The 21890-nt window shown below is 60.1% G+C and carries 20 protein-coding genes; 3 read left to right on the forward strand and 17 right to left on the reverse strand.

The annotated features are described in order from the left end of the window. Positions 1–2: 2 nt before the first annotated feature. The 9 genes from A3EC_RS0109320 to clpB form a co-directional block, all read right to left on the reverse strand. On the reverse strand, positions 3–422 hold the full coding sequence (locus A3EC_RS0109320; protein ID WP_026162374.1) for a DUF3151 domain-containing protein: 420 nt from the start codon (positions 420–422) through the stop codon (positions 3–5). A 164-nt stretch (positions 423–586) separates the two neighbouring features. Then, positions 587–1624, reverse strand: a complete 1038-nt coding sequence (gene fbaA, locus A3EC_RS0109325; RefSeq protein WP_018024917.1) for a class II fructose-bisphosphate aldolase — start codon at positions 1622–1624, stop codon at positions 587–589. A 55-nt stretch (positions 1625–1679) separates the two neighbouring features. Further along, a complete protein-coding gene (locus tag A3EC_RS12020; protein WP_018024918.1) occupies positions 1680–2879 on the reverse strand; it encodes a glycoside hydrolase family 76 protein in 1200 nt (399 codons plus the stop codon). 105 nt (positions 2880–2984) lie between these two features. Continuing rightward, on the reverse strand, positions 2985–3653 hold the full coding sequence (locus tag A3EC_RS0109335) for a TrmH family RNA methyltransferase (RefSeq protein WP_026162375.1): 669 nt from the start codon (positions 3651–3653) through the stop codon (positions 2985–2987). Between the two features lie 74 nt (positions 3654–3727). Then, a complete protein-coding gene (gene pyrE, locus A3EC_RS0109340) occupies positions 3728–4285 on the reverse strand; it encodes an orotate phosphoribosyltransferase (protein WP_018024920.1) in 558 nt (185 codons plus the stop codon). Next, positions 4263–6065, reverse strand: coding sequence for a type III secretion system chaperone family protein (locus A3EC_RS12575; RefSeq protein ID WP_018024921.1), 1803 nt, complete (start codon positions 6063–6065; stop codon positions 4263–4265). Before A3EC_RS12575 ends, pyrE begins: the two co-directional genes overlap by 23 nt. Before the next feature lie 16 nt (positions 6066–6081). Continuing rightward, positions 6082–6915: a sulfurtransferase gene (locus A3EC_RS0109350; RefSeq protein WP_018024922.1), complete on the reverse strand. Its 834-nt coding sequence runs from the start codon at positions 6913–6915 to the stop codon at positions 6082–6084. Between the two features lie 105 nt (positions 6916–7020). Continuing rightward, a complete protein-coding gene (locus A3EC_RS0109355; RefSeq protein ID WP_018024923.1) occupies positions 7021–7404 on the reverse strand; it encodes an iron chaperone in 384 nt (127 codons plus the stop codon). Between the two features lie 622 nt (positions 7405–8026). Then, positions 8027–10603, reverse strand: coding sequence for an ATP-dependent chaperone ClpB (gene clpB, locus A3EC_RS0109360; RefSeq protein ID WP_018024924.1), 2577 nt, complete (start codon positions 10601–10603; stop codon positions 8027–8029). 248 nt (positions 10604–10851) lie between these two features. Here clpB and A3EC_RS0109365 point away from each other — a divergent pair, with 248 nt between their 5' ends. After that, positions 10852–11619: a ferredoxin reductase domain-containing protein gene (locus A3EC_RS0109365; RefSeq protein WP_156812917.1), complete on the forward strand. Its 768-nt coding sequence runs from the start codon at positions 10852–10854 to the stop codon at positions 11617–11619. Here A3EC_RS0109365 and A3EC_RS0109370 read toward each other — a convergent pair. Beyond that, positions 11616–12443: a carbon-nitrogen hydrolase family protein gene (locus A3EC_RS0109370; RefSeq protein ID WP_026162376.1), complete on the reverse strand. Its 828-nt coding sequence runs from the start codon at positions 12441–12443 to the stop codon at positions 11616–11618. The two genes, A3EC_RS0109365 and A3EC_RS0109370, sit on opposite strands and share 4 nt — an antisense overlap. Before the next feature lie 100 nt (positions 12444–12543). On the opposite strand from A3EC_RS0109370, the gene A3EC_RS0109375 reads away from it, so the two are divergent. Then, positions 12544–12843, forward strand: a complete 300-nt coding sequence (locus A3EC_RS0109375; protein WP_018024927.1) for a hypothetical protein — start codon at positions 12544–12546, stop codon at positions 12841–12843. A gap of 5 nt (positions 12844–12848) precedes the next feature. Further along, complete coding sequence (locus A3EC_RS0109380) at positions 12849–14399, forward strand: alpha/beta hydrolase (protein WP_018024928.1); 1551 nt, start codon at positions 12849–12851, stop codon at positions 14397–14399. 83 nt (positions 14400–14482) lie between these two features. On the opposite strand, the gene A3EC_RS0109385 is transcribed toward A3EC_RS0109380, so the two are convergent. The 7 genes from A3EC_RS0109385 to A3EC_RS0109415 form a co-directional block, all read right to left on the reverse strand. Then, positions 14483–14911, reverse strand: coding sequence for a heat shock protein transcriptional repressor HspR (locus tag A3EC_RS0109385; RefSeq protein WP_018024929.1), 429 nt, complete (start codon positions 14909–14911; stop codon positions 14483–14485). A gap of 45 nt (positions 14912–14956) precedes the next feature. Then, positions 14957–16177, reverse strand: a complete 1221-nt coding sequence (gene dnaJ / locus A3EC_RS0109390) for a molecular chaperone DnaJ (RefSeq protein ID WP_018024930.1) — start codon at positions 16175–16177, stop codon at positions 14957–14959. A gap of 87 nt (positions 16178–16264) precedes the next feature. Next, positions 16265–16894, reverse strand: coding sequence for a nucleotide exchange factor GrpE (gene grpE / locus A3EC_RS0109395; protein ID WP_018024931.1), 630 nt, complete (start codon positions 16892–16894; stop codon positions 16265–16267). Then, positions 16895–18745, reverse strand: coding sequence for a molecular chaperone DnaK (gene dnaK, locus A3EC_RS0109400; protein WP_018024932.1), 1851 nt, complete (start codon positions 18743–18745; stop codon positions 16895–16897). A gap of 210 nt (positions 18746–18955) precedes the next feature. Then, positions 18956–19354 (reverse strand): hypothetical protein, encoded by a 399-nt coding sequence (locus A3EC_RS0109405; protein ID WP_018024933.1) that lies wholly within the window; start codon positions 19352–19354, stop codon positions 18956–18958. 136 nt (positions 19355–19490) lie between these two features. Continuing rightward, a complete protein-coding gene (locus tag A3EC_RS0109410) occupies positions 19491–20864 on the reverse strand; it encodes a sodium/glutamate symporter (protein WP_018024934.1) in 1374 nt (457 codons plus the stop codon). Between the two features lie 113 nt (positions 20865–20977). Next, on the reverse strand, positions 20978–21724 hold the full coding sequence (locus A3EC_RS0109415; protein ID WP_026162378.1) for a cyclase family protein: 747 nt from the start codon (positions 21722–21724) through the stop codon (positions 20978–20980). Positions 21725–21890: the final 166 nt, after the last annotated feature.

The following is a 21890-nucleotide window of genomic DNA, read 5'->3' on the forward strand; positions in this document are numbered from 1 at the left end:
GTTTAGTCCGCTAGCCCGGTGTGTGCCATTGCTTCTGGGTCGAAGTCAGAGACCAGCACTCGGCAGCGCTCGTACTCATCGTCTTCGCCGATGGCTTGCGCCGCCAGCGCCAACAAAGCAGTTGCGCGGATGACGCCACGGTTCGGCTCATGCGACCACGGCACCGGCCCGAAACCGCGCCAACCATTGCCACGTAGCGCATCCAGTCCGCGGTGGTAGCCCGTGCGGGCGAAGGCATAAGCGGTCACTGCGTCACCATCTTTCAGTTCCGCTTCAGCTAAATCTGCCCACGCAGCGGAGTCTTTCGGGAAGTCGCGCACAATATCGCGAGCACTGTCGCCAGCCGCCCGACGCTGATCAACGTCAACAAGCGCAGGGAGGCGGACTGGGGCCGGGGCCATCATGTCTTTCCTTGTAACCATGCAGCCGAGCCTAGCCAGAAGTGGCGCGACAGGGGGCGAAACCGCTGGCAACCGGCTGACGACCAGCCGGCAACCGGATCGCAAAAGGCAGCTTCCACGGCGGGAAACTGCCTGATGGGTGGCTCCGCTGAAGTCAGCGGGACCGGCGGAGCCGATGTGCGATTTTACTTCGCGGAGATGGACTTGCCGACGGAACGCAGTTCCTGAGCAGCCTGAACGATGCGCTCAGCCATGCCAGCTTCTGCCTTCTTCAGGTAAGAACGTGGGTCGTAGACCTTCTTGTTGCCGACTTCGCCGTCAATCTTTAGCACGCCTTCGTAGTTGGTGAACATGTGGTCCACAACTGGGCGGGAGAATGCGTACTGGGTGTCGGTGTCAACGTTCATCTTCACCACGCCGTACTCCAGGGATTCCAGGATCTTCTCTGGCTCGGAGCCGGAGCCACCGTGGAACACGAAGTCAAATGGGCGTGCTGCCGCATCCAGACCCAGGTACTTCGATGCGGTCTGCTGACCGTTCAGCAGGATCTCTGGGCGCAGCTTCACGTTGCCTGGCTTGTAGACGCCGTGCACGTTACCGAAGGTAGCGGCCAGCAGGTAGCGGCCCTTTTCGCCGGTGCCCAGTGCGTCCACAGTCTTCTCGAAGTCCTTCGAGTCGGTGTACAGCTTCGCGTTCGGGGAAGCTTCCACACCGTCTTCTTCGCCACCGACAACGCCGATTTCCACTTCGAGGATGATCTTCGCCTTAACTGCTGCTGCCAGCAGTTCCTTCGCGATGGTCAGGTTCTCATCCAGCGGAACAGCGGAGCCGTCCCACATGTGGGACTGGAACAGTGGGTTCTCGCCGCGGTCCACGCGCTCCTGGGAAATGGCCATCAGTGGGCGGACGAAGGTGTCCAGCTTTTCCTTCTGGCAGTGGTCGGTGTGCAGCGCCACGGTGATGTCGTACTGCTTGGCAACCTCGTGTGCGTACTCAGCCAGAGCGGTAGCACCAACGACCATGTTCTTGACGTTCAGACCGGAACCGAATTCTGCGCCACCGGTGGAGAACTGGATGATGCCGTCAGAGCCGGCGTCTGCGAAGCCCTTGAGAGCAGCGTTGATGGTCTCAGACGAGGTGCAGTTGATGGCCGGGAAGGCGTAGCCGCCCTTCTTAGCCTTGTCCAGCATTTCGTTATAAGCTTCGGGAGTTGCAATTGGCATGAAAATACCTCCAAAGTCGGAAGGGGCGTATACAAAGTCGATTATGCCTGCGAAATCACTTTTCTGCCGGGGATGTTCCCTTCCCATCGGGGGTAGCCATCAGTTTTGCAGCCGCTTCCATCAGCATCCAGCCGCTGAGCTGCACAGATAGATCCCGCTCCGGCAACTCCGACGAATTCACGGCACCACCAACCGACGCTGCCAGCACACTCCCAGATTGCGGCACCCGCGCATCAGCTGCCCAATCCGCCGAAAACAGTGGCAACCCATCCAAATCCAGCCGGTGCCGCCACGCCGAATCCGCTGACTGCAGCACCAACCGTCGCGCAATCTTCCGAGTCGCCGGATCCGACGCCTCCAACGCTGCCAGCGCCAAATAGCGCACCAGCACCCCGTTGAACAGGCCACCATCACCGCCGCCACCGCCGCGCACAACACCCTTTTCATCGGCAAGGTGCTTAGCGACGGAATGGACCAAGTTCGCAGCCCGCGACTGATACTCCGCTGCCTTCTCCGGCTGCGTCGCAGCTAGTCGCTTCGCGATCTCCAAGCAAGCACCGATCATCACACCCTGGTTGTAGCTGTAGGCCCATTCCTCAGTAACCGGTCCGATCATCTCCAGACGGATGCCGTCTTTGATCAAACCGTCATTGCCCAGCAGGTTGTCGAAGATCCAGTCCGTTAGCTGCGCCGCTTCGTCAATACGCCCAAGCCGGGCAAAAAGCATTGCCGCCGGGCCGTTAGTGGGCACGTTGTAAAACGTCATGCCGACCTTCCACGGCAGCACGCCCGTGGCGGAATCGACCGCATCCGTCAGGTTCATAATCAGCGGGCGCAGTGCAACCGACCGATGTGTTGGCACCAGCATTTTGTAGCGCTGCAAGGCCAACGCAAGCCACGCCTTATCGTCGTAATAATGGTTCGATGTGACCCGGCCAAAGTTCCGCAGAATCATCGAATTGCGGGTCGCCCGAACTGTCTTCAACCGTTCCTTCGTCGGACGGCGCGACACCGCATCGAGCTGGCAGTCCAGATAATGTGCCTGCCACCAGTAATGCCACGTCAACGACCAACGGTGCGCCGCCGCAGCTGGCCACGCCGTTGCCGCCAAGTTCGTTCCGGGGATGGCCCACAGCCGATGGCCATGCCGATTACGCACCGCAGATTCCGCCAGGTCAGCGCGGTGATCCCACAGATCAGCCTGCACTTCCGACGGCACCGGGTTCGCCGAGAACTTCTTACTGCGATAAGGCATATCGCCCCTTCCAGCCGGGAACACAGAGTCTCTGGGCTAAGGGTACGTCACCGCTCAGACACACGTCGCGCCATTCGAACACGCCTGGGAGACGCTGCCCAGCAGCTACCAAGCCTGCGACAAATCCGCATGCTGACGCACCCACGCATGCATCGCAATGCCCGCAGCCACACCCGCATTAATCGACCGCGTCGAACCGAACTGCGCAATCGACACCGTCATTCGCGCCGCCTGCTTCGCCAACTCCGACACACCCGGCCCTTCCTGGCCGAACAACAGCAAACACTTCTCCGGCAGCTCCGCGGTCTCTAGTGGCACCGACCCCGGCACATTATCCACCGCCACCAGCGTCAGGTCATTCGCGGCGGCATACTCTGCCACCGCATTGACCGTGTCGTGGTGCATCAGGTGCTGGTAACGGTCAGTGACCATCGCGCCGCGCCGATTCCACCGACGCTTGCCCACGATATGCACGGTATCGACGGCAAACGCATTCGCGGTGCGCACCACCGTGCCGATATTGGCATCGTGCTCAAAATTCTCAATCGCCACATGCAGGCTGTGCCGGCGGGTATCAATATCCGCGACAATCGCTTCGCGTCGCCAATAGCGGTACGCATCGACAACGTTGCGGCGATCACCTTCAGCCAGCAGCTCTGGGTCGAACTGTGCGCCCGTCGGAGCTGGCTCGCCAGGGTGCTCCTCGGCCCACGGGCCGACGCCATGCGTGCCTTTGCCCCATTCCGTTGGGCCAGGTTGGTCCGAGCTGGTCAGACCTAGTCCCGGCTGGTCGGAGCTGGCTGCGGGAGTGCCGGCGGAATTTTCGGGTGAAGTATCCGTCAAAAAGCTCACTCCACCAAGCCCAGGTCGGCCAGGTTCAGCACGCTGCGGTACTCCAACCCTGCCTCGCGGATAACGTCCGCGGCGCCGGTCGCACGGTCAACGACGGTGGCCACACCAACAACCTCCGCGCCCGCCTCGCGCAACGCAGCCACCGCGGTCAGCGGAGAATTACCAGTCGTCGTAGTGTCCTCAACGACCAAAACACGCTTGCCGACGATATCCGGCCCCTCAATGCGGCGCTGCATACCGTGACGCTTGGCCTCCTTGCGCACCACAAACGCGTCAATCGGACGGCCCGGCGCATGCATCACCGCCGCGGCAACCGGATCCGCGCCAAGAGTCAGACCGCCAACATGGTCGAAATCCCAGTCCGCGGTCATCTCACGCAGCAGCTGGCCAATCAGCGGGCTAGCTTCGTGGTGCAGAGTGGCGCGGCGCAGGTCAACGTAGTAATCCGCTTCCTTACCGGAAGAAAGAGTGACCTTGCCATGGACGACGGCAAGTTCCTTCACCCACTCGGCAAGGCGGGACTTGGCATCACTATTCATCTGCGGCTGGGGCATCAGCGGACTCCTTCTGCGGGTCGTTCGGGGTTGCCTCGGCTGAGGATGCGTCGGCTGGGGTTGCCTCAGCGGGGGTTGCCTCAGCGGGGCGGGCATCATCAAAGATTGTAGAAGCGGTGGACAGGCGGCGGATAATCCGGCCACCAGTGTTCGACGCACGGGTGTGGTCTGGGTCCGAACCAATCGCCGGCAAATGCGGCGACTGCGGACCATCGGTAGTCGGGCCACCCAGATTCGGGATATTCGCGACATCACCATGGGTTGTGCCGCGACTGCGCGACGGCAACTCCACCGGCTCCGTCGGCGCCATGAACGGTGGCTGCGCTGGCCGCCACACCGGCTCCTCCTCCATCGACACCACAGCATCCGGCACCGCTGGGACGGCACGCAGATGCCCGCGGTGGTTCGGATCCGACTGCTCCTCATCCTGAATGGTGAAGGGGCGCGGGCGGGATGGGTCGCGGAGCTGATCGTCGGAATGGGTGGTCAGGGCGCTGCGCGGCGGCAACATACGCAGGCAATCTGCGAGGCCAGCCAGCGGCTCGAATGTCGACTCCCATGCCTGCGGCGTGGTGCGATCCACCAGCTGCGCCAACACCCAGTCGCCTTCCGCCCACACTGCGGTGACTTCCGGTGGCATCGTGCCGAGGGCGCGGTCGGTGCGCTCATCGAACATGCGATGAATTGCCTCTTCATCATTGGCATACACGGTAAAGCCCTGCGCATCGCCGACTTCGTACAGGTCATCGGCGTCATCGTCGGCGACTGGGGAGTCCGGACGGCGGGCATCCATCACAACATTGGAAGCGCCACCACGACGCATCGCCACGACCGTGGTCTCGCCGAGGTCGGCGATGTGGATTTCCCGGCCGTTGACGGCGCCCGATACAACATCGCGGGTGGAATGACCGGATGCGGCGGCACCTCGAGCCCATTCCTCGGACAGGAAACGGTCTTCCTTTGCGAAATCAAAACCGTTGGCGAGCGCCCATTCTCGGCGCTGCTTGCGCAGATTGTTGCCTAGGTTCAGCAGGCCCGATAGCGGGTTGGTCGGGCGCTGGGCAACGTTATGCGGGACTGATTTCGGCTCGGCAGGTTCCGCAGGTTCGGGCTCTGGTTCGGGCTCTGTGTCCGAAGGCTCGGGCTCGGATTCGGTGTCGTGTTCGGTGTCCGCAGGCTCGGAAGGCTCGCTGCCACCAAACCCACCTTCACTAGATTCAAGGTCGACGTCGTCGGCGAAATCAGCGTGCTCGTGGAAGCCGAGACCACCAAATTCGTCTTCTTCGTCCGCGACTTCTTCCATTTCCGGTTCCGGCGCGGCCGCATCAGCCTCAGATTCGGCGTCTTCAGCATCAGTTTCTTCCGGAACCGCTAGCTGCTCCGGCAGCTCAACTGGCTGGTCATCGGCCCACGCAGCTTCGAACTCGTCAGCGTCGACCGGCTCAAGTACTTCCGGCTCAGCCACAGACTCCGGCTCGACCTCTTCGTCCAGCTCAGCGTCGACGGTCGCCGACTCAGCCACAGGTTCCGGCACCACAGGTTCCGGCGCCACAGGTTCTAGCTCGACGAGCTCCGGCTCCTCGTCAACCACTTCCCCATCAATCGCGCCCGCTGGCAACTCCGCAGGCGCATCCGCCCCTGCCGCCACGGGCTGCGGAGCTGATTCCGGCTGCTCCGAAACGTCAATAAGCCCATTGGCGGAACGCCGGCGCGCATCAACAATTAATAACGCAACACCAGTAAGAATCAGGACGGCCGCGGCGGCAATGAGTACATACATCACCGCCAATATTAGGCTAGTGACGTTCGAAAGGACGGGAAGCGTCCACCGACCACTGCGACCAACCACCAATGTAATTCGCCGCGCCCGGCATGCCCACGTTGTGCATCGCCGCAATCGCCAACGACGAATGCAGCCCGCTGCCCGAATACAGCACCGCCTGCGACGCATCCGTCACGCCGACCTCGGCAAACAGCGTGCGGACCTTATCCTCCGACGCCCACCCATCCCGACGGTTGTACAGCTGATCCACCGGAATATTCACGGCACCCTTGATATGCCCGGCCTGAAAATCAAGCTTTTCCGTCAAGCCACGGAACCGATTAGGTTCACGCGTATCGACGATTACCTTCCCGGCGTTCATCCACTGCAGCACTTGTTCAGTGTTCAGCGACGGGATCGAATCCAGCTGCACCTGATACTTCGACCGATTCGCCAGACGGCCCGGGCCACCGACAATCTGCAGCGCTTCCGCTTCCCACTCCTTGATGCCGCCGGTGAGGATTTTCACGTCGCGGACGCCCGCCCAGCGCAGCACCCACCAGGTGCGGCCTGCCATTTTGCAGTTCTCTGTGTCGTAAACAACGACGGAGCTGTCCGACGTAATGCCAGCTTGGCGGAGGAACCTCTGCAGACGGGAGGCCGTCGGAATCGGGTTGCGGCCCGCTTCGCGCGACGGCCAGGAACACATCGCTTCTTCAACGTTGCAGTACAGCGACTGCGGGATGTGCGCCATCGTGAACTGTGAATAAGACAGGATGCCCTTAGTCCAACGGGTGTCCAGGATTACTGGGGTATTGCCATCGTGAATTTGCGCGCTCAGTTCCTGAGCGGAGACAGACAGAGCCATACCCCTGACCCTAGTTCGGTGGCGGCGATGGCGCTGGGTGGGCGGTGTTGGTGCTGTGGAGGTGGGGCGTTGGGTGGTGCTGGGTGGGCGGTGGTGGTGGGCGGATTAGCTTGCGGCTGTACACACTAGATCGCGCATTTGCTGCTGCACCTTGTCGGTGAGTGCCGGGATGGCGAAGTGGGTTGGCCACATTTCACCGCTGTCGAGTGCGGCGGAATCGTTGAAGCCGAGCGTGGTGTAGCGAGTGTCGAACTTGCTAGCTACCTGTAGGAACACTAGGACGCTGCCGTCTTTTTCGTAAGCAGGCATGCCATACCAAGTACGCGGCGCGAGGTCAGGAGCGACTTCTGTGACCGCTTGGTGCAGCGCAACGGCGATTGCGCGATCGGCAGGCGGCATTTCGTCAATCTTTTCCATGAGGGCCTGCAAGTTGTCGGCCTTCTTCTTGCCGCCGCGCTCGCCTCGCAGCTCTTCAGCGCGCTCCTTCATGGCTTGGCGTTCAGCGGCGGAGAAACCCGTGCCTTCGGCTGTCGAGTTCGTGGCGGTGTTGGTTTTGGCTTCGGTGGCTTCGGCGTGTGGATTCGGTGGCTTCGGCGGTGGTAGTGCTGGTTTTGTCAGGTTCCGTTGACATGTTTCCAGCGTAGTGAGGCCTGAGTCGGGACGGAAGATCGTTTAGCCCGGCGTTTCGTAAATAAATAGGCCTAAAAAGGGCCCCTAATTTACGTTTTGCCGGGCTAACGAAAAATATGGTCATCAAAGAAGAAGTACCGCACATCTTGGGTGCAAAAGCGTCCATTCCGTGGTCACACGCGTCCATTCAGTGAGAATCGACCGAGGATATAAGGCGCCGCCACCTCGTATGCATAAAGAATTAATGTCAGCCGCCATCGGCGGCTGTCAGTAATGCCTTTTAGGGATCAAATGCTGGAGCCCTAGTTAGTAACCAGAAACTCACCGCTGAATGACGCGCTTACCGGCACCAGAGCGCATCATTGACGGACGAAACAGCGAAGAGGTGGTGCTGAAAACAGCACCACCTCTCCGGAGCGATTGGCTACCACAGTCCGCGGCCGGCTTAGCCCTACTCCGCGGCCAACCCACTCCCGCCCGCCTACTCCACGACAGTCTGCGCAGTAATGGTCAGGCCTTCGGCCTCATCCACATCGCCAGCAACGTCGACGGTGACAACGTCGCCGTCGCGGACGTGTCCGGCCAGCAGTTCCTTGGCCAGCTGGTCGCCGATTGCCTTCTGAATCAGACGACGCAACGGACGGGCACCGTAAGCAGGCTCGTACCCGCGGGTACCCAGCCACTGCTTAGCCGCATCGGTCACATCCAGCGTCAGGCGACGCTGTGCCAACCGGTCTGCCAGGCCGCGCAGCTGGATGTCGACAATGCTGGTCAGCTGGTCGGCAGTCAGTGCGTGGAAGATGATGACATCGTCCAGACGGTTAATGAATTCTGGCTTAAATGCTGCCTTCACAGCCGCCATAATCTGCTCATCCGACCCGCCGGCCCCCAGGTTGGATGTCAAAATCAGGATGGTATTCCGGAAATCAACAGTCCGACCCTGGCCGTCGGTCAAGCGACCTTCATCAAGCACCTGCAAGAGCACGTCGAAGACGTCTGGGTGAGCTTTCTCCACTTCGTCAAAAAGCACAACGGTGTATGGCCGACGTCGAACCGCTTCGGTCAGCTGACCGCCGGCATCGTAGCCAACGTATCCCGGAGGCGCACCAATCAAACGTGCGACGGAGTGCTTCTCGCCGTACTCGGACATGTCGATACGAACCATCGCCAGTTCGTCGTCAAATAGGAACTCCGCCAACGACTTTGCCAGCTCAGTTTTACCGACACCGGTGGGGCCGAGGAACATGAACGAACCAGTTGGTCGGTTCGGGTCGGCGACACCAGCGCGGGTACGGCGCACCGCATCCGACACCGCTTCGACGGCCTTTTCCTGCCCAACAACGCGGCCACGCAGCGCTGCTTCCATGTTCAGCAGCTTCTCGGTTTCACCCTGCATCATGCGGCCAGCCGGAATGCCAGTCCATGCCGACACCACTTCCGCGATTTCGTCTGGCCCAACTTCCTCATTCAGCATCTTCGACTCTTCAGCCTCCGCTGCCTGCTGTTCCGCCCCAACCAGCTGCTTCTCCAGCTCCGGAATCTGCCCGTAGCGCAGCTCCGCAACGCGCCCGTAGTCGCCTTCGCGCTCGGCCTTCTCCGATTCAGTGCGCAGCGCTTCCAGCTCCTCGCGCACTTCACGAACCCGGTCGATGGAGCCCTTCTCCAGCGACCACCGTGCGGTCATCTGGTCGAGAGCTTCCCGCTCGTCAGCCAATTCTTCCCGCAGTTTCGCCAGGCGCTCCTTCGACGCTTCATCGGTTTCCTTCGCCAGCGCCATCTCTTCAATTTCCAAGCGTCGAACCACGCGCTGAGCGTCGTCGATTTCCTGTGGGTTGGAATCGATTTCAATGCGCAACCGCGAGGCAGCTTCGTCAACCAGGTCAATGGCCTTGTCCGGCAGGAACCGCGAGGTGATGTATCGGTCCGACAGCGTTGCCGCCGACACCAGCGCCGAGTCCGTAATCCGCACACCGTGGTGCACTTCGTAGCGTTCCTTCAGGCCACGAAGAATACCGATGGTGTCTTCCACGGAAGGCTCGCCAACGTACACCTGCTGGAAGCGTCGTTCCAGCGCAGCGTCCTTTTCGATGTACTTGCGGTACTCGTCCAGGGTGGTCGCGCCAACCAGTCGCAGTTCACCGCGGGCCAGCATTGGCTTAATCATGTTGCCGGCGTCCATGCCGGATTCACCGGTGGCACCAGCACCGACAATGGTGTGGATTTCATCGATGAACGTCACAATCTGCCCGTCGGATTCCTTGATTTCATCCAGGACAGCCTTCAGCCGCTCCTCGAATTCACCGCGATATTTCGCACCCGCGACCATCGAACCCAGGTCGAGGGAAATCAGCGTCTTACCCTTCAGCGACTCTGGAACGTCACCGGCAACCATGCGGCGGGCAAGCCCCTCCACAATGGCGGTTTTACCGACACCAGGTTCACCAATCAGCACTGGGTTGTTCTTCGTGCGCCGCGACAGCACCTGCACCACACGCCGAATCTCCGCGTCACGCCCAATCACTGGGTCGATTTTGCCTTCGCGGGCGCGAGCAGTCAGGTCAGTCGAGTACTTCTCCAAGGCCTGGAACTGGCCTTCTGGGTCCTCGGTCGTCACCTTCCGGTTGCCGCGGACCGACGTCAGCGCACCTTGGAGCGCATCAGCTGTGGCACCGGCGTTTTGCAGGGCTTTTCCGGCTTCCGAGTCGCCCTTGGCAATACCAATGAGCAGAATCTCGGTGGAGACGTATTCGTCACCGAGTTGCCCGGCAAGCTCTTCAGCTGCGGTCAGCGAGTTCAGCGCATCCCGGTTGAACTGCGGGTTCGCCATGTTGGAGCCCGATGCCTTTGGGTAACCGTCAACAATGCGCTGTGCTTCGGTGAGCAGCGCCTTTGGGTCCGCCCCGGTGGCCTGGATCAGTGGGCTGGCGAGGCCTTCAGCCTGCTCAAGGAGAGCCACAAGCAGGTGCGCTGGCCGAATATCTGGGTTGCCGGCGGCCGATGCGGATTTCAGCGCCGCCTGCAGGACCTCAGCTGTCTTGGTGGTTGGGGTAAATGACATCTAATTTCCCCTTTCTGTGGGCGGTCATTTATGTGTTTGTGTGTTTGGTTTCACTAGCTATAACGCCCCAAGACTTGAGTCTGTTCCGCTCAACCTTCCAAACCGGGGTGACTTGTCTCACATGGTAGCCATGTGGGTTCGGTCGTGCGTTTCCACGGTTGTGGGTTTCCACGGTTGTGGGTTGTGCCTTTTGACGATTATGAGGGCAGCTCGGGCACCCTGCGCAACATGCAGGCACTATGGATGTCATGCGCGTCAATATCGTCGAGGTCACTCATCGCAATCGTACTGTCACCGTCATTCGAGCGCTCGCGGCGCCAGAATCGGAAACCGAACCATCGCCGGGCTCGGTCGCACATGCGTCGCACGTTCCTGGACAGTCAATCCAGGTGCAGGTGCCACATCTTCCCGGGCAATGGCTCCAGGTGGAGTCCTCATTAGCGGCCAACCCGGACGGGCAGTTCGAGTTCCATCTACCCGCACATGAAGATGCTGGGGTGCTTCGCGAGGTCGCCCGCGTCACGCGTTCCGGCGACCAATGGGAGCTCGGCGCGAGCTCCGGCGAAATGACTTTCGACCCGCAAACGGAAACTCTCATGGTTGCCGACGGCCTAGGTTGGGCAGCTATGAAGTCGCTGCTCACCGGAACTTTTGGCGGCCCCACCCCGATTTCGCTGCACCTGTTTCTTGGGGCGGACTCCCCCGGAAACCTCTACGACCTGCAGTATGTCTGGCATCTAGCGGCCACCAGCCCATGGTTACACGTGCACCCTGTGGTGCGGTCGCTAGAGGATCCGTGGTGGCTCGGTGCCGGTCCAGATTCGCGGCCACCTGCTGGCCTGGGGATCCCTCAGGTCGGTGAAGTCGGCGAAATTGTGTCCCGCTTCGGGTCCTGGCGGCACGCCGATGTGCTGGTAGCCGGTGGCGTGGACCAAGTCCAAGCGATCCGCACGTTCATGGAAGCCAAAGGCACGCCGTCAGAGCTCATCCAAACGCACACCGTTGCGCAGATTTAGGTGATGTTGCGTTCGCGGATTGCGAGCACCGGGATTTCTTTGCGAATGCGGGTCACATAAGAGTCCACGTCGACGTCAATAAGCAACGATGCGGGGTCATATCCCGCCTCCCCCAACCGATGTCCATCCGGCCCAATAACCACCGAATGGCCAATTCCCGTCGGGCCCTCACTTGGCCCAGCGTTGGCCGCCCCGCCCGGACGCGCCTGCCCCGCCGAGACGAGCACGCACGTGGAATCCAGCGCGCGGGCAGCGGTCACTGTGCGCCACTGCTCCAACTTGCCCGGACCATCATTCCAGCTGGTCGGAAGGGCAATAAGCTGCGCGCCAGCGAAAGCCAAACTGACGAACTGCTCGGGGAAACGGACATCGAAACAGGTGGCCAAGCCCACCGAAACCCCAGCGATTTTCACGACCGCTTCCTGGTGGCCCGGCGCGATGGTGTCTGACTCGCGGTAGCCGAAAGCGTCGTAAAGGTGGATTTTGTCATAGTGCGCGTTCGTTTCCCCGGCGACCAGCAGCGTGTTGTAGATCCGGTTAATGGTTTTTCCGTCGCGTTTCACCTGGTCAGCGGGGCGGAACATCCCAAGTACGACAGTCAGGTTCGCGTCCTTTGCGGCCTGACGCACGGCACTGGCAAATGGGCCATCCAGCGGCTCTGCAACGGTGTCCAGGCGGCCCGCACCAAATGGGTACATGGCGGCTTCCGGGAAAACTACCAGGTCAGCGCCGCTGACTCCGGCGCGGGCGATGCGTTCGGTGATTTCCTGCAAATTCGCCTGCTTATCAGGGACGGCGGACATTTGTTCCACAGAGATGCGCATAATCCACAGCCTAGCGACCGTGGCGGAGTAATCCACAGGTTTGCGGCGAAGCGGCGCCATGGGCAGCTGCGGGGTCTGGGCGGTTTGTCACAGTGTGGCCATGACAAATGCGACTTATAGCCACGTACACATCATCCCAGCTGACGTCACTGACCTCGCCACCAAACTCGATGACGCCGCGATAACCGCCGGTGGCGCTGCCCCGCCGAACTACACACCCGCTGGGTGGGCTGGCACAAAAACAGCAGCGGCATTAGCGAAGGTCGGTGAATTCTTCGCGGACCAGGCGAAACAGATGTCACAGCACGGCGGTGGGTTAGCCGGGCAGGCGCGCATCACGGCCGCGGCGTTTGCTGAAAGTGACGCAGTCATCGCTGCAGCTATGCAGGAAATTGGGTAGCTGCAATGACGCTAACTTTTGCCCAGGCCCGAGCGCTGAACCCGGAAGCACTTGCCGGTAGCGCACTGGATTACGCCTCCTGTGCGCAGACGTTGCTGCAGGCGGCGACCGACACGAAGACGAATATGTCGGGGCTGAGCACGGTGAGTTGGTCCGGGCACGTGCGCGATCAGGCGGAGCGGGCGGTGAAGGGCTGGCTGCGGGCGCTTGCGGGCAATGAGCAGCGAGCGGAGAAGGCAGCGGAGCTGATTACCAGTGCGGTGCTGGACTTTTCGGCAGCCTCGAAGCTGCTGCTCGGCGCGGTGACTCTGGCGGAAAACGCTGGGTTCGTGGTCGACAAGACGACCGGGGCGGTGACGGTTGCGGCGGGTGCATCCAAGTTAGTGACTGGGTTGGCGGCGCAGGCGGCTGCGGATGCTGCGGCGGCGATGTGGTCAGCGCTGATTAAGTCGCTGGTGGAGCTATTGTCGCTGCGTGATGAGCTGCTGGCCGGGGCACTAAAGCTGTTGTTGGCGCCAACTCGGGCAGGTGTGCCGCGTACGAAGGAAGCGTATGAAATCGGTTCGGTGGAGTCACTGGATTCGCCGAGTGGCCCACCGATGGCTGCCGCGCAGCTGAATTCGCATAATCGGCAGAAGTTGGCGCAGGATATTGCGGCGCTGGAGAAAAAGGTGGCGGAACATGGGCCGCTGACGTCAAGCAATCCGAAGCTGCTGGCGGCGAAAAAGGCGTATGCGCAGTTGGAGCGGTTGCGGAGTCTGCAGGAATCTTTGAACCAGCCGGATATGTACCTGTTGCAGTACACCGATGAGACGGCGGCGGTGAGCTACGGCAACCCGGATACTGCGCAGACCGTGGCGACCTTCGTGCCGGGTACCACGGCAAATGTGCACAGTTTCCCGGGCTATACCGCGTTGTCGCAGCAGTTGACGGGTGCGGCTGGCGGGCCATCATCGTCAATCCCGGGGGCGGCGGGTGTGGGGCCGAGTGGTTCGACGGCGATGATCACGTGGTTGGACTATGGGGCACCGCAGTCTGCGGCGAACGCGGCGTTTCCGCATGCGGCGCATAAGGGCGCGCCGAAGTTGCGGGAGTTCCAGAATTCGCTGGCTGCGCGCAGCAATGGCGATCAACGGTTCGTCGTGATTGGCCATTCGTATGGGTCGACGGTGGTTGGGGTTGCCGCGTCCGAGGAGGGTCTGCGCGCCGATGATGTGCTGTTTGTGGGCTCCCCCGGCGTTGTGCATAACAGTGCGTCCGACATGGTGCTTATTGACGACCATGGGCAGCGCCTTCCCGCGGATGCGGTCGCGGAGCGGGTGCATGCGACGGTCCTGCCCAATGATGCTGTCGGGTGGATTGGCGCTGACCATGTGGGTCACTTTGGTCCGGATCCGGCGCAGGATGGGTTTGGCGGGCAGACTTTCAGTTCAGAGGATCCAAAATGGTCGGGGTGGCGCAAGCTGTCTGACCCGATTGGTGTGCATACTCGCGGGTATTGGGAGTCGGAAGCTTTCCAAGACTACTTGCGTGATTTGCTGCTGGCGCGAAAATGATGCCCAAAACGCCACAGCGGCCGCGCCCTAGCGGGCACGGCCTAGCTGGAGCTGGTTGGTTGGGGCCGCCTAGCTTTGGCCACTTAGCTGGAGCGGCGGCTGCGGATTGGCCGAGGCTTCCAGAGCACCACGGCTGTGGACGGCTCATGCAGGATAAGTTCGCGGGAGGGCGCCTGTGGTTTGGCGCGTTCTGCGAGCTGCCTACGAAGAGTGACGTTTTCTTCCATGAGCTGGTCGACGCGTTCAGTTAGTTCGATGATGGATTTGATGCCGGCGAGGTTGACGCCTTCGTCTTGGCTGAGGCGTTGAATTTCGCGGAGTCGTTCCACATCTTTATGGCTGTAGCGTCGGCCACCACCGCGGGTCCGCCGCGGTTGTACGAGCCCGAGACGGTCGTAATTGCGCAGGGTTTGCGCGTGCATGCCAGCCAGTTCAGCTGCCACCGAAATGACGAAGTATTCGACGCTACTGGTCGGATCGCGATCCGGGCCGCCTTGCGGTCCTGGTTGCATTGCGCTCACCTCCTTTGTGCTGCGCACTGGTTCCACAGTCTCGGATTAGTTTTTGCCTACCCAGTTGGCACGTGGGTCGAACCCGCTTTGCCGCTCGGCTTCTACGTAAGAACGCAGTGCCGATGTGGCTTGGTCATCCAGATTCTTCGGGATGGCAACCTTAACGGTGACAAGCAGGTCACCTGGTTCACTGTTGCGTTTCTTCACACCGCGGCCACGAACCCGCAGGGTGCGTCCGTCTGCGGTACCGGCTGGTACCCGCAGTCGAACCGAGCCATCAATGGTTGGCACTTCGATGGTGCCGCCCAGCGCGAGTTCACCGAAAGACACCGGGACGGTGACTTCCAGGTTGTTGCCAGTTCGGGTGAAGACTTTGTCTGGTGCGACATGCACCGTGACGTACAGGTCCCCGGATGGTTTGCCTTGCATGCCAGCTTCACCGCGGCCGGCTAGACGAATCTTCTGCCCGTCGGTAATTCCTGCTGGTACCCGAACAGTCATGGAACGAGTCCGGGTGACTACGCCGGTGCCATTGCAGTCTGGGCATGGGTCTTCGATGTACTGGCCTGTGCCGTGGCAGTGAGTACATGGCCGAGTCATGGCGAATCCGCCACGAGTATCGGTTTCATAGCCACTGCCGTCACAGTATGGACACTTGACCGGTGGTTTCCCGTCACGGGAACCCGACCCGTGGCACGTGGTACACGGTGATGGCTGAGTTAGTTTGATAGGGACATTCGCACCTTGGACGGCTTCACGGAAGTCCAGAGTGATTTCCGTTTCGACGTCCGCGCCACGCTTACTGCGGGCTTGTCGACCAGCGCCACGGGTAGCGCCGCCACCTGTACCAGCTCGTTCGAATAGGTTGGAGAAAATATCCCCAAAGGAAGTCTCTTCACCAGATGCACCGGTAAAGACGTCTCCCATATCGAAGTTGCTGGTGCCGCCAGAGAATCCACCGCCAGGGTAGCCCCCGGAGCGGCTGAAGCCGCCGAACCCGCCTGGTGCAAAACCGCCACCGAAGCCAGAGCCCAGCATCTCCTTCATCTCGTCGTACTCTTTGCGCTTATCGGCATCGCCGACCACCGAGTAAGCTTCCGAAATCCGCTTGAAGCGGTCTTCAGCTTTCTTGTCACCCGGGTTGGAGTCCGGGTGGTTTTCTCGAGCCAGCTTGCGATATGCCTTTTTAATCTCTACTGCCGATGCGGACTTAGAGACGCCTAGATCAGCGTAGTAGTCCTTTTCAGCCCATTCGCGATCTGCCAAAGCTCATCTCCTTCCACATCGCACAGTTGAAATGGGTATTCAGTTGTCGTGTTCAGTTGTCTTATCTCGAGACGTTGTCGTATCCGACTACTCGGTTGGGTCACCAACGATGACCATTGGCAGGCGCAGGTTACGCTCGCCCATCCGGTAGCCCTTGTTCAGAATCTCAACCAGCACTTTGTCATCACCGGTCGACAGGTCTTGGACGGCCTGGTGCTTTTCGAAGTCAAAGACTTCGCCCTTCTCGCCGAAAGGTTCCACACCCAAGCTGCTCAGCACACTGGTGAACTTGTCGGCAAAAGCCTTCAGTGGGCCTGCTTCCAAGTCGCCGTGCTTTGCGGCTAGGTCTAGGTCGTCAGCCAGTGCCAAGAACTTCAAGACGATGGACGCCTTGGCGTTGTCCGCAGCGGCTTGACGTTCCCGGTCGGTGCGGCGCCGGAAGTTAGCGAACTCAGCAGAGACGCGCTTGACGTCATCCGTGCGTTCGTCAAGCTCTTCCTGCAGGCGTTCAATTTCCGACTTGCCGGTGTCCTCGGAAGAGTCAGCCGCGTCGCGGTCTTCGTCATCAAGCCCACCAGCGTCGGTGTCTGATGCACCGGCACCGGCAGCGGTCGAGGTACCAGCGTGGTCGGCAGTTTCCATGCCTGCTTCGCCCTCACCAGCGGCGGCCGAGGCGGCCTCCGCGGTGTGGTCTGGGTGTTCCTCGCCGGTGCTCATTTACTTGTCTTCCTTTGGTTCATCTTCGTCGACAACCTCAGCGTCAACGACATTGTCGTCTTCAGCTGCAGCATCGTCGGCAGCGTCAGCCTGGGTGGCACCGGAAGCAGCCTGTGCTTCGTAGATGTGCTTACCCATTTCCTGGGACTCGGTGGACAGCTTCTCCACTGCGGACTTGATGGCATCCAGGTCGTCGCCCTTCAGTGCCTCTTCCACAGCCTTCGCTGCTTCCTCAACGCGGTCCTTCAGTTCTTCGGTGACCTTGTCGGAGTTGTCCTCGACGAACTTGCGGGTCTGGTAGACCATGCCTTCCGCCGAGTTGCGGACTTCCTGCTCCTCGCGGCGCAGGCGGTCTTCTTCAGCGTGCTGTTCAGCGTCCTTGACCATGCGGTCGATTTCTTCCTGAGACAGGCCGGAACCGTCCTGAATGGTGATGTCAGCTTCCTTACCGGTGCCCTTATCCTTCGCGGACACCTTCACGATGCCGTTGGCGTCGATGTCGAAGGTGACCTCAATCTGTGGCACACCACGTGGAGCTGGAGCAATGCCAGACAGTTCGAAGGAGCCGAGCAGCTTGTTAGCCGATGCCATCTCGCGCTCACCCTGGAAGACCTGGATCTGCACCGAAGGCTGGTTATCTTCAGCAGTGGTGAAGGTCTGGGACTTCTTCGCTGGAATGGTGGTGTTGCGCTCAATCAGCTTGGCCATCACGCCGCCCTTGGTTTCAATGCCCAGGGACAGTGGGGTGACGTCAAGAAGCAGAACGTCCTTAACTTCACCGGACAGCACACCAGCCTGCAGAGCTGCACCTTCAGCAACGACCTCGTCTGGGTTGACACCCTTGTTTGGTTCGCGGCCGCCGGACAGTTCCTTCACCAGTTCGGTCACAGCTGGCATGCGGGTGGAGCCACCAACCAGAACAACGTGGTCGATGCCCGAAGCGCTGATGTTAGCGTCCGACAGCACCTGCTGGAATGGCGCACGGGTGCGGTCCAGCAGGTCCTGGGTGATCTTCTGGAACTCAGTGCGGGTCAGAGTCTCATCCAGGAACAGTGGGTTCTTGTCGGCATCAACAGTGATGTATGGCAGGTTGATGGAGGTCTGCTGCTGGTTAGACAGTTCAATCTTGGCCTTCTCCGCTGCTTCACGCAGACGCTGCAGAGCCATCTTGTCCTTGGTCAGGTCGATGCCCTGAGCAGCCTTGAACTTCTCTACCAGCCAGTCAACGATGCGCTGGTCCCAGTCGTCACCACCGAGCTTGTTGTCACCGGCAGTTGCGCGAACTTCCACAACACCGTCGCCAATTTCCAGCAGGGAGACGTCGAAGGTACCGCCACCGAGGTCAAAGACCAGAACGGTTTCTTCGTCTTCTGCCTTCTCCAGGCCGTATGCCAGCGCAGCTGCGGTTGGCTCGTTAATGATGCGCAGCACCTTCAGGCCTGCAATTTCGCCGGCTTCCTTGGTGGACTGACGCTCAGCGTCGTTGAAGTAAGCCGGGACGGTAATAACGGCTTCGGTGACAGATTCACCGAGGTAGGACTCCGCGTCGCGCTTCAGCTTCATCAGAGTACGAGCAGAGATTTCCTGCGCAGTGTACTTCTTGCCGTCGATTTCGACGGACCAGTCAGAGCCCATGTGGCGCTTAACCGAGCGGATAGTGCGGTCGACGTTGGTAACAGCCTGGTTCTTTGCGGACTGGCCAACCAGAACCTCACCATTCTTAGCGAATGCGACCACGGATGGGGTGGTGCGGGAACCTTCAGCGTTGGCGATAACCTTTGGTTCGCCACCTTCCAGAACTGCTACGACCGAGTTAGTGGTACCCAAGTCGATACCGACAGTGCGTCCCATAGTTTTCCTCCTGTGGATGCGGGCGGACTGCCCGCCCAGTTGACTTCATTGTTTTGGCCGGTTGAGCCGTATTGACTCAACCTTCTGCCCCTTACAACGACCCACATCCCAAAATTGTTCCCACCCGACTCAACTTTCTTTCTTGTGATTGCGGTCACAGCCTATTTTTTGACGGGACACCGCTGCCCCATGTCCGGCTTCGGCTTTCGCCTACTTCCGACGCAGCGCCAATGCCACACCAACGGCCGCCATCACAATCGCGCCCACGCCGACACCGATGACGAGCCACTTCACCTTGTCCCAAGTGCTTTCGGAAGCAGTGTTCCCCACGTCGGGACTATCAGAGCTATCAGAACCGTTCTGACCACTGCCGCCAGCTCCGCCCTCGGCGCCACCTTCTGTGTTGTCGCCAGGGGCAGCTTTCACCGGAATCGGCCCGCTGGCGTCGAGGACCAGTGCGACTTTGTTTCCTTCCGCGCCATGTTCGCTTGGTGACGTATTGGATTGAGCGCTGGCTATGTGCAACGCGCCGAACGCGCCAGTAATAAGGAGCAAACTAAAAGCGGCCCAGATACTGACAAGTGTTGTGGACGGGATGCGTTGAGGCATGACTAATCACTTTCGTTGGCGAAGAGCAATAAAGAGCACAGCTTGGCTTTGCCGAAGAAAGTATCATGGTCGCTTCCGGCGGGAGGGGTGAAGTTTGCGCTTACCTGTGTAAATGCGCAGGAATTTTAATGTTTAGTTATGAACTGGGCGTAATTTGTGCACTTGCCCCAATTTTCGGCGTCCCGTCGATTCGGTGGTGCGGGAGCCAACGGAAAATCCACGGTGATGCGAAAACGGCAACAGCCATGATGGAAGCAACCGCCCCGAGACCGAAAGTCCAGCCTGCAATAACAGCGATGGGGGCGATGATAGTCATGCCAATTTCGAAAGGCGCAAAGCCAATATAGGCAACGCCATATTCATTCAAGGTGCCGGATTTAAGTTTCGGGTCCACAATCTTGAGCAATGCAATACCGGTGGCAACCGCTGCGGTACCCCAACCCCAGCTGAAGACGCCACGTTCCAACCAGTTTTCGCCGAAGAACACCGGCGCGACGAAGATCATCAGCGCCGCACAGTACACAATGCCTAGGACGAACAGCACGATAAGCGGCACCAAGTAGTCGGCGAGGGCCTGCGGCACAATGGAGGCAATACCGAAGGCAATGAGGTAATCCGTGGAGGCTCCGGAGACGGACTTCATGGTTTCTTTGTCCAGGTAGCGTGGCTTATTCGCTAGTTTCAGCAGTCCCATGCCGATGCCGCCGAATACAAACGCTACGGCGAATAGTGGGATGGCAACGTTCGGGAACATACCGGTGATCCACTGATTAAATAGGTACGCCAGCATCACAGTGAAGGCGAGGACACCAACGTGTAGCCCAAGGGAATCGATGGCAGAAGGGTTCGTGGTGGCGCGGCCGATGGATGGGCGTTCGGATTCCTTGTCGATGTATCCGGAGCGCATTTCCCATGGCAGTTTCCCTGGCACTGCTGCGGTTTTGCCGCGTTTGATACCCCAGCTGGTGGCAATCAGTCCACCAATAATTGCCGCTAGCGTGCCGACGGTTGCGGCGGTGAAACCAAGAGAGCTTGCCGCGTCAGCGCCGATGGTTTCCAGGGAGGTGCCCACGGCCGCGGCGGTACCGAAACCGCCGACGAAACCGACCGGCAGCATCATGCCGAACCAGTCTTCAGTGCCCCACACTGGGGCAAAGAGGAAGACACCCAGCAGGATGAAGAAGCCCCATTGACCGAGGAACATGGCGGTCGAGTACGCCCACATAGTGCGGGCGCCTTGTCGGACTCCGCGGTCAAAGGTCATGGAGTACGGCATTGCCGCGAAGACCACCGCAATGAGCAGCGAAGTGTAGCTGCCCATGTGGCTGGAAAATCCGAGTAGGCCGAGGACCTGCGGCCCAAGCAGCAGACCGAAAAGGCCCGCGACGATGGGGCTAGGTAGGAGCAGAGTTTGGAAAAGTGGGATGCGCCGCCGCAGTTCACTGCCGATGAGCATTAGTAGCGATATCCAACCAACGTCAATAAGCAGGGTATATGCGGTAAATTCCATCTCGATTCCTTTTGATTGCCCGTTGGTTGCGTGGATTTCGCACCTCATACGAGTCAACCATTAACCGAGGTAGCATTTCACCTGCCCCGCGGGTTTATTGCGCCTGCCCGGCGCTAATTCGGAAGCACCGCAAACGCCCTTGCCGGGAAGCCAGTGCCTGCCTGTGGCTTTGGCCAAGACGCCACAATCAGCGCGCCAACTTCAGGCACTTGGTCCAGGTTCGCGAGCAATTCAATCTGCCATTTATCTTGCTGCAGCAAGTACAGCTCGGTTGGTAATTGCCCTTGCGCGGCCACGACCCCTGGGTCAGTGTCAGTGGTTTCGTGGCCAATGGCGGTAATGCCTCGCTCTTCAATGAGCCATTGCACGGTGGGGACGTTCCACCCTGGGAAGCGAGTGATGCCGTTGGCGTCCTTGTTGGCGACGGCGGCGGGGTCGGGCCACCGTTTGTGCCAGTCACTACGGAAGGCGACGAAGGCGCCCTCGGGGATGCGGCCGTTGCGCGCTTCCCATGCTGTGATGTCAGCGACGGTTGGGGAGTAGTCGGGATTGTCGGCGACTTCGGCAGTGAAGTTGAGCACTACCAGCGGCAGGATCATGTCGGTGACGGGCAGTTCGTCGAGGGTGCGGGCGCGTTCGACAAAGTGGACGGGTGGGTCGACGTGGGTACCCCATTGGCCGACGAATTGGTAGTTGTCGATTTCAAATCCGTGTTCGGCGACGGTGAAAATGCGGTCGCACTTTTCGTCGGGCAGCGCTGGGAAGTGGGGTTGACCTGCATGGAAGGCGTGGGTGAGGTCGATGTAGGTGTGGTTTGTGCGGAGAGTTTGGGCTAAATCCCAGAGTTCATATGCTGCCATATAGACAGCTTTGTCTAGTTGAGTTTTCAGTGCCAAGTTAACCCACACCCCACAAACCGTGATACAACTCACAAGTGAGCAAATTTCGCTCAGCCGCCACAGAAAGCTCTGAAATTAGCTGTAAAGCGTCGATAAACGCAATAGTGTGAAAGCAGATGCCAACTGT

Origin of the sequence: Corynebacterium ulceribovis DSM 45146 (assembly GCF_000372445.1) — a bacterium.
GTDB lineage: Bacteria > Actinomycetota > Actinomycetes > Mycobacteriales > Mycobacteriaceae > Corynebacterium > Corynebacterium ulceribovis.

Coding starts and splice junctions, on each gene's coding strand:
- fbaA (WP_018024917.1), bottom strand. CDS start 1,624: ATGCCAATTGCAACTCCCGAAGCTTATAACGAAATGCTGGACAAGGCT.
- A3EC_RS0109355 (WP_018024923.1), bottom strand. CDS start 7,404: ATGAAGGAGCGCGCTGAAGAGCTGCGAGGCGAGCGCGGCGGCAAGAAG.
- A3EC_RS0109365 (WP_156812917.1), top strand. CDS start 10,852: ATGCGCGTCAATATCGTCGAGGTCACTCATCGCAATCGTACTGTCACC.
- A3EC_RS0109380 (WP_018024928.1), top strand. CDS start 12,849: ATGACGCTAACTTTTGCCCAGGCCCGAGCGCTGAACCCGGAAGCACTT.
- grpE (WP_018024931.1), bottom strand. CDS start 16,894: ATGAGCACCGGCGAGGAACACCCAGACCACACCGCGGAGGCCGCCTCG.
- A3EC_RS0109370 (WP_026162376.1), bottom strand. CDS start 12,443: ATGCGCATCTCTGTGGAACAAATGTCCGCCGTCCCTGATAAGCAGGCG.
- A3EC_RS0109320 (WP_026162374.1), bottom strand. CDS start 422: ATGGTTACAAGGAAAGACATGATGGCCCCGGCCCCAGTCCGCCTCCCT.
- A3EC_RS12020 (WP_018024918.1), bottom strand. CDS start 2,879: ATGCCTTATCGCAGTAAGAAGTTCTCGGCGAACCCGGTGCCGTCGGAA.
- pyrE (WP_018024920.1), bottom strand. CDS start 4,285: ATGCCCCAGCCGCAGATGAATAGTGATGCCAAGTCCCGCCTTGCCGAG.
- clpB (WP_018024924.1), bottom strand. CDS start 10,603: ATGTCATTTACCCCAACCACCAAGACAGCTGAGGTCCTGCAGGCGGCG.
- A3EC_RS0109415 (WP_026162378.1), bottom strand. CDS start 21,724: ATGGCAGCATATGAACTCTGGGATTTAGCCCAAACTCTCCGCACAAAC.
- dnaK (WP_018024932.1), bottom strand. CDS start 18,745: ATGGGACGCACTGTCGGTATCGACTTGGGTACCACTAACTCGGTCGTA.
- A3EC_RS0109350 (WP_018024922.1), bottom strand. CDS start 6,915: ATGGCTCTGTCTGTCTCCGCTCAGGAACTGAGCGCGCAAATTCACGAT.
- A3EC_RS12575 (WP_018024921.1), bottom strand. CDS start 6,065: ATGTATGTACTCATTGCCGCCGCGGCCGTCCTGATTCTTACTGGTGTT.
- A3EC_RS0109375 (WP_018024927.1), top strand. CDS start 12,544: ATGACAAATGCGACTTATAGCCACGTACACATCATCCCAGCTGACGTC.
- A3EC_RS0109405 (WP_018024933.1), bottom strand. CDS start 19,354: ATGCCTCAACGCATCCCGTCCACAACACTTGTCAGTATCTGGGCCGCT.
- A3EC_RS0109385 (WP_018024929.1), bottom strand. CDS start 14,911: ATGCAACCAGGACCGCAAGGCGGCCCGGATCGCGATCCGACCAGTAGC.
- A3EC_RS0109410 (WP_018024934.1), bottom strand. CDS start 20,864: ATGGAATTTACCGCATATACCCTGCTTATTGACGTTGGTTGGATATCG.